This is a genomic window from Streptomyces sp. NPDC002773, assembly GCF_040295605.1.
Lineage (GTDB): Bacteria > Actinomycetota > Actinomycetes > Streptomycetales > Streptomycetaceae > Streptomyces.
Map to the genome: position 1 here is coordinate 191,859 of NZ_JBEOVO010000006.1, position 12,526 is coordinate 204,384.

Consider the following 12,526-nt stretch of genomic DNA (forward strand, 5'->3'; position numbering starts at 1 on the left):
GCGACGCGGGTCGGCGGGTCGTCCGCAGCCGCCGGGTGCGGTGCGTACGGCATGCCGTTGCGCCTTCAGGGGGCCCTCCCCCCGACCGGGGAGGGCCCTTCGCCGTGTCAGGGGGCCGTCGGTACGGAGGGGGCTCGCGGTCCCGGGGGTGCCGGCGGTTCCGTGAGTTCGGCTCTCATCGCCGCGCGCAGGCGGAGCGTGGAGACCAGGCGCTGGAAGGCCTCGGACCAGTAGCCTCCCGCGCCCGGCGAGGTGTCCTCCGCCTCGTCCGGCCGGGCCGTCAGGGCTTCCAGCTGCCGCGCCGCCTCCGGGGCGAGGCAGCGCTCCGCGAGCCCCATCACCCCGCTGAAGCTCCAGGGGTAACTGCCCGCGTCCCGCGCGATGTCGAGGGCGTCGATCACCGCACCTCCGAGCGGCTCAGCCCACGGCACTTCGCAGACGCCGAGCAGCTGGAACGCCTCCGACAGGCCGTGGGCCGCGATGAACGAGGCGACCCAGAGCGCACGCTCGGCCGGTGACAGCGTCGCCAGGAGCTGGGCCCGCTCGGCCAGCGACGAGGTGCCGGGGCCCGTCGCGGGCGGTATCGCGGGAGAGCCGAGCAGCGCGCGCGACCAGGCCGCGTCCCGCTGCCGTACGGCCGCCCGGCACCAGGCCGCGTGCAGTTCGCCCTGCCAGTCGTCGGCGACCGGCAGCGCCACGATCTCCGCCGGGCCGCGCCCCCCGAACCTGGGCGGCCAGCAGGACAGCGGAGCGGCCTCGACGAGCTGGCCGAGCCACCAGGACCGCTCGCCCCGCCCCGCCGGAGGCGTCGCCGTGAGACCGTCCCGCTGCATGGCCGTGTCGCACTCGTGCGGGGCCTCCACGGTGATCGTCGGCGCCGGGGCCGTCCGGTCGAGGCCGACGCAGGAGACGGCCCGGCCCGCCATCCGGGCCGCGAGGGCCGAGGCCGGCAGGGCGGAGAGCAACTCGGCGGCGGTGGCCCGGACGTTACGGCTGCGGTCGCCGAGAGCCGTCTCCAGGAACGGCTCGTCCGCGCCGGAGAGCGCGGTGCGCAGCGAGTCCAGGAACATCAGCCGGTCCTCCGCCCGCTCGGCGGACCACGTGGACGCGAGGAGGGCGAGCCCGGCCGCCGGGTCGTGCGTCCGTACGGCCGCGAGCAGGGCGACCCGCTCGGCGAACAGTCCCTCGTCCCACAGGGCCCGCACCCCCTCCGGGTCGTCGGGGGCCGGGAGGGAGCCGCCCGCGCCCGCACCCCGGAGGGCGAACCTCCACTCGGGGTTGAGCCGGGCGAGCCACAGACCGCGTGGCCCGGCGAGGCGCAGGGCCTGGGGCCGCAGGTCGGTGCGGGCCCGGGCCGCGTCGAGGAGGGCGGGCAGGGCGGCGGCGGGGGCCCGGTACCCCCGCTCGTTGGCGAGGGTCAGCCACTGCGGGAGCAGTTCGGCGAGGTCGGGAGCGGCCCCGCGCCGCCCGGCGGGCGAGGGCGCGGTCCGGCCGGCGAGCAACTGGTCGAGCCGCCGCCTGGCCGCCTCGGGCAGTGGTCCGCGCGGGTCGTCGGGCGCACGCTCCGGCGGTGCCGCGGCGGGCCCGGGCCGCAGCCCCGCCCTGCGTCGTACGGTGTGCAGCGCGGCGGCGTCGAGCAGGGCGCCCGGGAGGTCCGCGCCCGCCACCCCGGAGAGCGAGGCGGGCGCCCTGCGGTCCGTACCGAGCAGTGCCGCGGTGACGAGCTCCTCCCAGACGCCGTCCGCACCGGGGCTGCCGCCGACGGCGGGAACGGCGGTGGTGAGAACGGTGGCGTCGGGACCGGTGGCGGCGGGCGTCGTGGCCTTCTCCATCGGTCCTCCGGTCGGCAGGTCGTGGGCCGTGGGCTGGGTCGTACGTGAGGTCATATGAGGGGGACCGTCTCTCCCGGGGCCTCCGGTGACCAGGCGGCTAGGGGGGTGAAGCCCCGGTGCCCGCACTCCCCGAAGACGGTGACCGGGGCGCCGCCCGACAGGGCGACGAGACGCCAGAGTCCGGGCCGGGACTGGGCGGTGGGCGTCAGCGGCAGGGCCTCGCGGCCGTCCGCGTCGGCGAGTTGCCAGCCGTACTCCGCGCGCGCGGGAACGACCCCGCTCAGCGTCACGGGCCAGGAGTCCAGCCAGGGGTCCCCGGTCAGCGCGCGGCCGTACGCGTCGAGGGCCGCGCCCACCGGTCCGCCCGGCGGCGGCGACGCGGGGCCTGCGACAGGGACGAACTCCTCGCCCGGCTCCGCCCGCAGCTGGCCCGAGCCCGCGTGCGGGGTCACCTCCCCCGCGAGCACCGCGCCGACCGGCAGCGCGAGCCGCGGAGGCCGGCCGGCCGCGCCGAAGGAGAGCAGCAGCGCCGTGCGTCCGCTCGACGCCCCGTGCAGCCAGATGCGCCGGGTGGTCAGCCGGGCGTCGGCCGCGTCGTACTGCGCGAGGACGAGCCAGTGGTCGCGCACCGGGGCGCCGCCGGCCGGGGCGGTGAGGCCGACCCGGGTCCGTACGGTCGTCGCGATCGGGGCGGGCAGCCGGTCGGCGGTCAGCCAGGCACGGTCGAGGAGATGGGTCAGGGCGCACTCCTCCAGGAGCCGCACCGGCCAGCCGGGCCCTGAGCCCGGTATCGAACCCAACTCCCTGACCCGGCCCGCGAGCCCCGGCGCCTGGGCGTCGACCATGCGGGCCGCGGTCTCCTCCCACAGCCCGTACCCGGACTGCTCGGCCGCGGCCAGGCCGCCGCGCAGCAGGTCGGCGAGCCGCTGCTCCAACTCCTGTGCGCCCGAGGTGATCCGCGAGGCCCTCCGCTCGGCTCTGCGGCGCGCCGCCTCGGGGTTGGCCGGGCCTTCGGGGGCGGCGCCCCCGGTCCGCCGGGCCGTGCCCTGGGCACGGTCGCGCCGGGCGGCGAGCCATGGCCCGGCCCAGTCGGGCACGGTGGCGTCCTCGAACGCCGCCCCGTCCGCCGCCTGGAGCAGCAGCAGGCCGAGCGCGTGCTTGCAGGGGAACTTCCGGCTGGGGCAACTACAGGTGTACGCGGGGCCCGTGGTGTCGACGACCGTCCGGTACGGCGAGCTGCCGCTGCCCTTGCACACACCCCACACCGCGCCGCCGTCGCAGCCCGTGCCGGACCACGGCCCGGCCGTGCCGAGCCTGCTTCCCGCTCTGCGCGAGGCGTCGTCAGGAGCCAGTGCCAGCACCTGCTCGGCCGTCATGCGCACCCCCATGGCATTCATGTCTCCGACGGTAGAGGCCGCCACTGACAACGCCGCTGGCCTGGGGTGTTGGGGCAGGCGGGGCGACCGGGGGCAATTTGACTTTACTCTCCCTTTACGATTGCCTGCCCGGGCCAATCGATCCGCATCACGCGTCCAGGGGGAACCCCATGAAGCGCACCGCCCGCACCGCCGTCTCGGCCCTCGCCGTCGCCGGCCTCGCACTCGGCCTCAGCGCCTGCACGGAGGCCGCCGAGAAGGCCGCCGACCAGGTCGACAAGTCGGTGAACGAGTCCTACGAGGTCACGTACGAGGTCACGGGCAAGGGAATCGAGTCCATCGACTACCACGCCGGTGACGGCACGGCGATGGAGCCGAAGGTCCAGTCGGAGAAGAAGCCGGCCACGCCGTGGAAGAAGACGGTGAAGCTGAGGGGCATCATGCCGCCGGCCGTCATGCCGGTATCCCTCACCCCCGCCGACCTCACCTGCAAGGTCATCTACCAGGGCAAGGTCATCAAGGAGGCCAAGGCCGAGCAGGCGATGGCGGGCGGCTGCGTCGCCGTCTCCCCGGTCGTGGGCTGACCCCCGGTCACACCCGGTCATGCCGGAGTGAGCTGACCCTCTCTCACCCCTCGAAACGCCTCTGACCAGCGCGGACATCCGATTGTCAGTGGCATGGTGCACGGTGGATCACACAGCAGGTCGAACGATCTGGAGGGGGATCCATGCCCGTGCCCGAAACCATCGCGCAGCCCGGTTCCGGTGTCGAGACGGACACCGGACCGGGGCAGCCGCAGGCCGTGACCGAGGTCCTGCGGCCGCACGCGGAGCACGCCTTCGCCGACGAACTCGCCGCGCTCGCCGCGGCCGACGACCGGCCACGCCCCGCCCGCTGGCGCCTCTCGCCGTGGGCCGTCGCCACCTACCTCCTCGGCGGCGCCCTCCCCGACGGGACGGTGATCACGCCCAAGTACGTGGGACCGCGCCGCATCGTGGAAGTCGCCGTCACCACCCTCGCCACCGACCGGGCGCTGCTCCTCCTCGGCGTGCCCGGCACCGCCAAGACCTGGGTCTCCGAGCACCTCGCCGCCGCCGTCAGCGGCGACTCCACCCTCCTCGTCCAGGGCACCGCCGGCACCCCCGAGGAAGCCGTCCGCTACGGCTGGAACTACGCCCGCCTCCTCGCCCACGGCCCCAGCCGGGACGCCCTCGTGCCCAGCCCCGTCATGCGGGCGATGTCGCAGGGCATGACCGCCCGGGTCGAAGAGCTCACCCGCATCCCCGCCGACGTCCAGGACACGCTCATCACGATCCTGTCCGAGAAGACCCTCCCCGTGCCCGAGCTGGGCCAGGAGGTGCAGGCCGTCCCCGGCTTCAACCTGATCGCCACGGCCAACGACCGGGACCGCGGTGTCAACGAACTGTCCAGCGCGCTGCGCCGCCGCTTCAACACGGTGGTCCTGCCGCTGCCCGCGACCCCCGAGGCGGAAGTCGACATCGTCGCCCGCCGCGTCGAGCAGCTCGGGCGCTCCCTGGACCTGCCGGCCGCCCCCGACGGCGTCGACGAGATCCGCCGGGTCGTCACCGTCTTCCGCGAACTGCGCGACGGGGTCACCACCGACGGCCGGACCAGGGTCAAGTCCCCCTCGGGGACGCTCTCCACCGCCGAGGCCATCTCCGTCGTCACCGGCGGCCTCGCCCTCGCCGCCCACTTCGGCGACGGCGTCCTGCGCCCCTCGGACATCGCCGCGGGCATCCTCGGCGCGGTCGTCCGCGACCCGGCGGCCGACCGGGTCGTCTGGCAGGAGTACCTGGAGACGGTGGTCAGGGAGAGAGACGGCTGGAAGGACTTCTACCGCGCCTGCCGCGAGGTGGGCGTATGACGACGCCCACCACCACGGCCCGGGGCGTCGGCGGACCGCTCCTGCTCGGGGTGCGGCACCACGGGCCCGGGTCGGCGCGCGGAGTGCGCGCCGCCCTGGAGGCGGAGCAGCCCGCCGTGGTCCTCGTCGAGGGCCCCGCCGAGGCCGACGCCCTCGTGGCGCTCGCCGCGGACCCCGGTATGCGGCCGCCGGTCGCCCTGCTCGCCCACGCCGTGGACGACCCCGGGCGGGCCGCGTTCTGGCCGCTGGCCGAGTTCTCGCCCGAGTGGGTCGCGATCCGCTGGGCCCTGGACCGGGGCGCCGCCGTCCGGTTCGTCGACCTGCCCGCCGCACACACCCTCGCCGCCTCCGACCCCACCTGGGACGACAGCGAGGACGAGGTGTCCGGGAGCCGGCGGATCGACCCGGTCGCCGCACTCGCCGGGGCCGCCGGTTACGAGGACGCCGAGCGGTGGTGGGAGGACGCCGTCGAACTGCGCGGCGACGCCGACCCCACCGCCCCCTTCGAAGCCCTCGCGGAGGCCATGGGCGCCCTCCGCGAGGCGTACGGGCACGGCGGGCACCCCCGCGACCTGGTCCGCGAGGCGTACATGCGGATCCAGCTCCGCGCCGCCCGCAAGGAGTTCGGCGACGCCGTCGCCGTCGTCTGCGGCGCCTGGCACGTCCCCGCCCTCACGCGGAAGACGACCGTCGCCGCCGACCGGGCCCTGCTCAAGGGCCTGCCCAAGGTGAAGACCGAGATGACCTGGGTCCCCTGGACCCACCGCAGGCTCGCCCGCCGCTCGGGATACGGCGCCGGGATCGACTCACCCGGCTGGTACGGGCACCTCTTCACCGCCCCCGACCGGCCCGTCGAACGCTGGATGACCAAGGTCGCCGGCCTCCTCAGGGCGGAGGACCACCTCGTCTCCACCGCCCATGTCATCGAGGCCGTCAGGCTCGCGGAGACCCTCGCCGCCGTGCGCGGCCGGCCGCACCCCGGCCTCGCAGAGACCACCGACGCCGTCCGCGCCGTCCTCTGCGAGGGTTCCGACGTGCCGCTCGCCCTCGTCAGGGACCGACTCGTCGTCGGCGACGTCCTCGGCGAGGTACCGGCCGGCGCCCCCGCCGTCCCCCTGCAACGCGACCTGAGCCGCCGCCAGCGCACCCTGCGCCTCAAGCCCGAGGCCACCGAGCGCGAGCTCGGACTCGACCTCCGCAAGGAGACGGACGGCGAGCGCAGCCGGCTCCTGCACCGGCTGCGACTCCTCGGCGTCCACTGGGGCGAACCGGCCGCCGGACGCGCCGGCACCGGCACCTTCCGGGAGACCTGGCGGCTGCGCTGGGAGCCCGAGCTGCACGTCCGGATCGCGGAGGCCGGCGTCTGGGGCACCACCGTCGAGGCCGCCGCCACCGCCAAGGCCCGCTCCCGGGCCCTGGCGGCGACCGCCCTCCCCGACATCACCGCCCTCGCCGAGCAGTGCCTCCTCGCCGGCCTCACCGACGCGCTCCCCGTCGTGATGCGGGCCCTCGCCGACCGGGCCGCGCTCGACACCGACGTCACCCATCTCGCCCAGGCCCTCCCGGCCCTCGCCCGCTCACTGCGCTACGGCGACGTCCGGGGCACCGACACGGCGGCCCTCGCGGAGGTCGCCGCCGGCCTCGCGGAACGGATCTGCGTCGGCCTGCCGCCCGCCTGCGCCGGACTCGACACCGACGCGGCCACCGCCATGCGCGAGCGGATCGACGAGGTCCACCAGGCCGTCGGCCTGCTGCCGGGAGCGGCGGGGACGGCCGACCGCTGGGCGGGTGTCCTGCGCCGGCTCGCCGACCGCGACCGGACCCCGGGCATCCTCAGGGGCCGCGCCGCCCGGCTCCTCCTGGACGAGGGCCGGATCCCCGACGCCGAGGCCGCGCTGCTCATGAGCCGCGCCCTCTCACCCGGCACACCGCCGCCCGACGCCGCCGCCTGGATCGACGGCTTCGTCGGCGGGGCCTCCGGCGGCGGACTGCTCCTCGTCCACGACGAGCGGCTCCTCGGCCTGGTCGACACCTGGCTCACCGGCGTACCGGCCGAGGCGTTCACCGACGTCCTGCCGCTGCTGCGCCGCACCTTCTCCGCGTACGAACCGGGGGTGCGCCGCACCCTCGGCGAACTGGTCGCCCGCGGACCCGGGACCGGCGGTCCCGGGCACACCGCACCCGGCGTCCCCGGCTTCGCCCCCGCACCCGACCAGGACCGGGCGGACGCCGTCCTCCCGCTCCTCCACCTCGTCCTCGGCACGGAGGTCCTGGCATGAGCACCCCGAAGTACCCGGCGACGCCGACGGACGACGAGCGGCTGCGCCGCTGGCGGCTCGTCCTGGGCGGCGGGGAAGCCGACGGCACCGGCCGGGCGCTCACCGGCACCGACGCCGCCATGGACGGAGCCCTCACCGCGCTCTACGGGCGTACGAGCCAGAGTGAAGGCGCCGGACGCGACCGGGCCGGACGGGACCGGTCGGCCGGGCTCGGTGCCTCGGCGCCCTCCGTCGTCCGCTGGCTCGGCGACATCCGGACGTACTTCCCCAGCTCCGTCGTCCAGGTCATGCAGCGCGACGCGATCGACCGCCTCGGCCTCGCGACCCTCCTCCTGGAGCCGGAGATGCTGGACGCCGTCGAGGCGGACGTGCACCTGGTCGGCACCCTGCTCTCCCTCCACAAGGCCATGCCCGAGACGACCAGGGAGACCGCGCGGGTCGTCGTACGCAAGGTCGTCGACGACCTGGAGAAGCGCCTCGCCACCCGCACCCGCGCGGCCCTCACCGGCGCCCTCGACCGCTCCGCCAGGATCAGCAGGCCCCGCCACCGGGACATCGACTGGGACCGCACGATCCGCGCCAACCTCAAGCACTACCTGCCCGAGCACGGCACCGTCGTCCCCGAGCGGCTGATCGGCCACGGGCGCGCCTCCCAGGGGATACGGAAGGAGGTCGTGCTCTGCGTCGACCAGTCCGGCTCCATGGCCGCCTCCGTCGTCCACGCCTCCGTCTTCGGCGCGGTGCTCGCCTCCATGCGGTCGATCGCCACCCGGCTCGTCGTCTTCGACACCGCCGTCGTGGACCTGACCGACCGGCTCGACGACCCCGTCGACGTCCTCTTCGGCACCCAGCTCGGCGGCGGCACCGACATCAACCGCGCCCTCGCCCACTGCCAGTCGAAGATCACCCGTCCCGTCGACACGGTCGTCGTCCTCATCAGCGACCTGTACGAAGGAGGCATCCGCGAAGAGATGCTGAAGCGGGTCGCGGCGATGAAGGCCTCCGGCGTCCAGTTCGTCGCGCTGCTCGCCCTCTCCGACGAGGGCGCCCCGGCCTACGACCGCGACCACGCGGCGGCGCTCGCCGCGCTCGGCGTCCCGGCCTTCGCCTGCACCCCCGACCTCTTCCCCGAGGTCATGGCGGCGGCCCTGGAGAAGCGCCCCCTGCCGATACCCGCCGACTGACGCCCCCGCCCGTGGTGCGGAATTCGTCGTCGTGGACGCACCCGCACGGGTGTCCGTACGCCGATTGAGGTCCATATCACACCGCCGCCAGAACGCCCCTCACCCGTACGTCCGGCGCGTCGTGAGGCGCCCGGAGGTCAAGCGGCGCCTGCTGCGAACGCCGCAGGCCCCCACCCCTAGACCCCCGCGCACACCCCGCCGGCACCTACGATCTGTGACCCGTATCACCGCTCCGTAGTGACCTCCGATTTAGGGACCTACGTCCCACGGCGATAACCTGCGAGACGGACATGCCGCGTCCACGGACACCGTGTACGCCTCCCTTGTGACAGAGACCGAGCAGTCACGTTGCCCTTCGCGGCACGCCCACGCAGACAACGAACCGCGATCATCAGAAAAGGGACGGACGCGCGTGGACCTGTTCGAGTACCAGGCGAGGGATCTCTTCGCCAAGCACGGTGTACCGGTGCTGGCCGGTGAAGTCATCGACACGCCTGAGGCGGCGCGCGAGGCCACCGAGCGTCTTGGCGGCAAGTCCGTCGTCAAGGCGCAGGTGAAGGTCGGTGGCCGCGGCAAGGCCGGCGGCGTCAAGCTGGCGGGCGACGCCGACGAGGCGGTCGCTCGCGCGACCGACATCCTCGGCATGGACATCAAGGGCCACACGGTCCACAAGGTGATGATCGCCGAGCTGTCCCCGGAGATCGAGGCGGAGTACTACGTCTCGTACCTCCTCGACCGCACCAACCGCACCTTCCTCGCCATGGCGTCGGTGCAGGGCGGCATGGACATCGAGGAGGTCGCGGAGAAGACCCCCGAGGCCCTCGCGAAGGTCCCGGTCAACGCCGTCGAAGGCGTGGACATCGAGAAGGCCCGCGAGATCGTGGCCCTGGCGAAGTTCCCGGCCGAGGTGGCCGAGGGCGTCGCCGAGGCGATGGTGACCCTGTGGGACACCTTCGTCGCCGAGGACGCGCTCCTCGTCGAGGTCAACCCGCTGGTGAAGACCAAGGACGGCCGCATCCTGGCGCTCGACGGAAAGGTGTCTCTCGACGAGAACGCCGACTTCCGTCAGCCCGACCACGAGGCGCTCGAGGACAAGGCCGCAGCCAACCCGCTCGAGGCTGCCGCCAAGGCCAAGAACCTCAACTACGTCAAGCTCGACGGCGAGGTCGGCATCATCGGCAACGGCGCCGGTCTGGTCATGTCGACCCTGGACGTCGTCGCGTACGCCGGCGAGAACCACGGCGGCGTGAAGCCGGCCAACTTCCTCGACATCGGCGGCGGCGCCTCCGCCGAGGTCATGGCGAACGGCCTGGAGATCATCCTGGGCGACCCGGACGTGAAGTCCGTGTTCGTCAACGTCTTCGGTGGCATCACCGCCTGTGACGAGGTCGCCAACGGCATCGTCCAGGCCCTGGAGCTCCTGAAGTCGAAGGGCGAAGAGGTCACCAAGCCGCTGGTCGTGCGCCTCGACGGCAACAACGCGGAGCTGGGTCGCAAGATCCTGTCGGACGCGAACCACCCGCTCGTGCAGCGTGTGGACACCATGGACGGCGCGGCCGACAAGGCCGCCGAGCTCGCGGCTGCGAAGTAAGGGACGAGGTCAGAACACCATGGCTATCTTCCTGACCAAGGACAGCAAGGTCATCGTCCAGGGCATGACCGGTGCCACGGGCATGAAGCACACCAAGCTCATGCTGGGCGACGGCACCAACATCGTCGGTGGCGTGAACCCCCGCAAGGCCGGCACGACCGTCGACTTCGACGGCACCGAGGTCCCGGTCTTCGGCTCCGTCGCCGAGGCGATGAAGGAGACCGGCGCCAACGTCTCGGTCCTCTTCGTCCCGCCGGCGTTCGCGAAGGCCGCCGTCGTCGAGGCGATCGACGCCGAGATCCCCCTCGCGGTCGTCATCACCGAGGGCATCGCCGTCCACGACTCCGCCGCCTTCTGGGCGTACGCGCAGGCGAAGGGCAACAAGACCCGGATCATCGGCCCGAACTGCCCCGGTCTCATCACCCCGGGCCAGTCCAACGCCGGCATCATCCCGGGCGACATCACGAAGCCGGGCCGCATCGGCCTGGTCTCGAAGTCCGGCACGCTGACGTACCAGATGATGTACGAGCTCCGTGACATCGGCTTCTCGTCCGCCGTCGGCATCGGTGGCGACCCGGTCATCGGCACCACGCACATCGACGCCCTCGCGGCGTTCGAGGCGGACCCCGACACCGACCTGATCGTCATGATCGGTGAGATCGGCGGCGACGCCGAGGAGCGTGCGGCCGACTTCATCAAGGCCAACGTCACCAAGCCGGTCGTCGGCTACGTCGCGGGCTTCACCGCGCCCGAGGGCAAGACCATGGGCCACGCCGGCGCCATCGTCTCCGGCTCCTCCGGCACCGCCCAGGCGAAGAAGGAGGCCCTTGAGGCCGCGGGCGTCAAGGTCGGCAAGACGCCGACCGAGACGGCCAAGCTGGCGCGCGCCATCCTGGCGGGCTGACTCCAGCGGTAGCTGTACGCGAGAGGGCCCCGCCCTCCGTCCGGACGACCGGGCGGGGGCGGGGCCCTCTCGCGTACGGCGACGTACGGCGACGCGCGGCGGCGTACGACGGCGTACGGCGGTGCGGCTACTCGGCCGACGGGACCAGGCGCTCGGGGCCCGGGTTCGGTTCGGCGCGCAGCTGGTCGCGGAGCTCCAGGTCCTCCAGGCGGAGCTTCTGCGGGCCGCCGCGGACGGGGACGCCGTTGACGGTCTCGCCGGGGGCGTTCACGGGGATGTAGTGGGTCGGCGCCGTGACCGCCGTGAAGCCGGTGACGCCGATGAGGACCGCCGTCACGCCGAGCACCGCGCGGGTCCAGGTGCGGGTCCGGCGTTCGCTGCCGGTCCGGACCGTGCGGGCCGCCGGGAGGGTCGCCGTCGGCGCCTCCGTGACCAGTGCGCCGAGCCGCTGGTGCAGGGTCTCCGGCTCGGAGAGTTCGGGGATCCGCCGCCCGAGGACCGTGCGGGCGTGCAGCAGCCGGTTGGCGGCGGCGGGGGTGCTCGCCTCGGTCTCGGCCGCCGTCTCCGGCAGGTCGAGGCCGAGCCCCTCGTAGAGCAGGACGGTACGGCGGTAGGCCGGCGGCAGTTCGAGGAGCGCGGTGAGCAGCGCCTTGCGGTTCGCGTCGGTCGGCGGGGCGTCCGGGTGCTTGTGCGCACGGCGCAGCCGGTGCCAGGGGGAGAGGGCGTACTCGTACGCCGTCGCCCGCACCCAGCCCGCCGGGTCCGCGTCGACGGCGACCTCGGGCCAGTGCTGCCAGGCGCGCTGGAAGGCGTACTCGACGGCCTCGCGGGAGAGCCGCCGTCGGCCGGTCAGCAGGTACGTCTGGTGGACGAGCCCGGGTGCGGCGTGCGCGTAGAGCTCGTCGAAGGCCTGTTCCGGGGTGAGGTCCGGTACGGCGGGCGGCTCCGGCGCCGTCGGCTCGTGGGCCCCTGCCTCCGCCACCACGGGTTTCAGGCGCCCCTGCGGCTTCGCTGTGCCCTTGCGCGGGGCGTTCGGCGGCTTGGCGGCCCGCTTGGCGGCGGCCCTGGGCCGTACGTTGACGGCGACGGTGGGGGAGGGCGCGGGAGTGGTCCCGGGCGTCGGCGCCTGCGCCCGCGCCGGTTCCTGCGCCTGCGCCCGCGCCGGTTCCTGTGCCGGTCCGGGCGGGGGCTCCGGTGAGGGCGCGCCGGAGCTTCCGGCCGGCTCGGACGAGCCGAGCAGCTTCGCGTACGCCTCGCGTTTGCGGCCCCGTGGCGACGAGCGCCCGGTCTCCCACGACTTGACCGTGGCCTTCGTGACGCCCATGGCCTCGGCGACCTGCTCCTCGCTCAGGGCGAGGGCCTCACGCAACCTGCGCCGCTCCTTCGGGGTCGGCAGGGTGACGGAGGGTGCGGAATGCGCGGTGCTCCGGCTCATCGGTGTCGACCTCCCGCAGAGCTGCTCTGGGCGGAAAAGT

Annotated in this window: 9 protein-coding genes; 6 read left to right on the top strand and 3 right to left on the bottom strand. The window is 74.3% G+C overall.

The features are described 5' to 3' along the window. Positions 1–107: 107 nt before the first annotated feature. Complete coding sequence (locus ABT034_RS10985; protein ID WP_351213758.1) at positions 108–1,832, bottom strand: DUF5691 domain-containing protein; 1,725 nt, start codon at positions 1,830–1,832, stop codon at positions 108–110. A gap of 50 nt (positions 1,833–1,882) precedes the next feature. Beyond that, complete coding sequence (locus ABT034_RS10990; RefSeq protein WP_351213556.1) at positions 1,883–3,229, bottom strand: SWIM zinc finger family protein; 1,347 nt, start codon at positions 3,227–3,229, stop codon at positions 1,883–1,885. Between the two features lie 149 nt (positions 3,230–3,378). Here ABT034_RS10990 and ABT034_RS10995 point away from each other — a divergent pair, with 149 nt between their 5' ends. The 6 genes from ABT034_RS10995 (at position 3,379) to sucD (ending at position 11,051) form a co-directional block, all read left to right on the top strand. Further along, a complete protein-coding gene (locus tag ABT034_RS10995; protein WP_351213558.1) occupies positions 3,379–3,792 on the top strand; it encodes a hypothetical protein in 414 nt (137 codons plus the stop codon). Positions 3,793–3,935: 143 nt separating this feature from the next. After that, the gene (locus tag ABT034_RS11000; RefSeq protein ID WP_351213560.1) at positions 3,936–5,093 is read left to right on the top strand and encodes an ATP-binding protein; all 1,158 of its coding nucleotides are present in this window, start codon (positions 3,936–3,938) and stop codon (positions 5,091–5,093) included. Further along, positions 5,090–7,372, top strand: a complete 2,283-nt coding sequence (locus ABT034_RS11005; RefSeq protein WP_351213562.1) for a DUF5682 family protein — start codon at positions 5,090–5,092, stop codon at positions 7,370–7,372. The genes ABT034_RS11000 and ABT034_RS11005 overlap by 4 nt, the downstream gene beginning before the upstream one ends. Continuing rightward, the gene (locus ABT034_RS11010; protein WP_351213564.1) at positions 7,369–8,556 is read left to right on the top strand and encodes a vWA domain-containing protein; all 1,188 of its coding nucleotides are present in this window, start codon (positions 7,369–7,371) and stop codon (positions 8,554–8,556) included. The genes ABT034_RS11005 and ABT034_RS11010 overlap by 4 nt, the downstream gene beginning before the upstream one ends. 412 nt (positions 8,557–8,968) lie before the next feature. After that, a complete protein-coding gene (sucC, locus tag ABT034_RS11015; protein WP_351213566.1) occupies positions 8,969–10,147 on the top strand; it encodes an ADP-forming succinate--CoA ligase subunit beta in 1,179 nt (392 codons plus the stop codon). 19 nt (positions 10,148–10,166) lie between these two features. Then, positions 10,167–11,051 carry a succinate--CoA ligase subunit alpha gene (gene sucD / locus ABT034_RS11020; RefSeq protein ID WP_015035673.1) on the top strand — a complete coding sequence of 295 codons (885 nt, stop codon included), beginning with the start codon at positions 10,167–10,169 and terminating at the stop codon, positions 11,049–11,051. A 127-nt stretch (positions 11,052–11,178) separates the two neighbouring features. Here sucD and ABT034_RS11025 read toward each other — a convergent pair whose 3' ends face one another. After that, positions 11,179–12,486 (bottom strand): sigma factor-like helix-turn-helix DNA-binding protein, encoded by a 1,308-nt coding sequence (locus tag ABT034_RS11025; RefSeq protein ID WP_351213568.1) that lies wholly within the window; start codon positions 12,484–12,486, stop codon positions 11,179–11,181. Positions 12,487–12,526 lie beyond the last annotated feature (40 nt).

Excerpts from the sequence above, each read along its gene's own strand:
- ABT034_RS10990 (WP_351213556.1), bottom strand. The coding sequence starts at position 3,229 with ATGAATGCCATGGGGGTGCGCATGACGGCCGAGCAGGTGCTGGCACTG.
- ABT034_RS11025 (WP_351213568.1), bottom strand. The coding sequence starts at position 12,486 with ATGAGCCGGAGCACCGCGCATTCCGCACCCTCCGTCACCCTGCCGACC.
- ABT034_RS11010 (WP_351213564.1), top strand. The coding sequence starts at position 7,369 with ATGAGCACCCCGAAGTACCCGGCGACGCCGACGGACGACGAGCGGCTG.
- ABT034_RS10995 (WP_351213558.1), top strand. The coding sequence starts at position 3,379 with ATGAAGCGCACCGCCCGCACCGCCGTCTCGGCCCTCGCCGTCGCCGGC.
- ABT034_RS11000 (WP_351213560.1), top strand. The coding sequence starts at position 3,936 with ATGCCCGTGCCCGAAACCATCGCGCAGCCCGGTTCCGGTGTCGAGACG.
- ABT034_RS11005 (WP_351213562.1), top strand. The coding sequence starts at position 5,090 with ATGACGACGCCCACCACCACGGCCCGGGGCGTCGGCGGACCGCTCCTG.
- ABT034_RS10985 (WP_351213758.1), bottom strand. The coding sequence starts at position 1,832 with ATGGAGAAGGCCACGACGCCCGCCGCCACCGGTCCCGACGCCACCGTT.
- sucD (WP_015035673.1), top strand. The coding sequence starts at position 10,167 with ATGGCTATCTTCCTGACCAAGGACAGCAAGGTCATCGTCCAGGGCATG.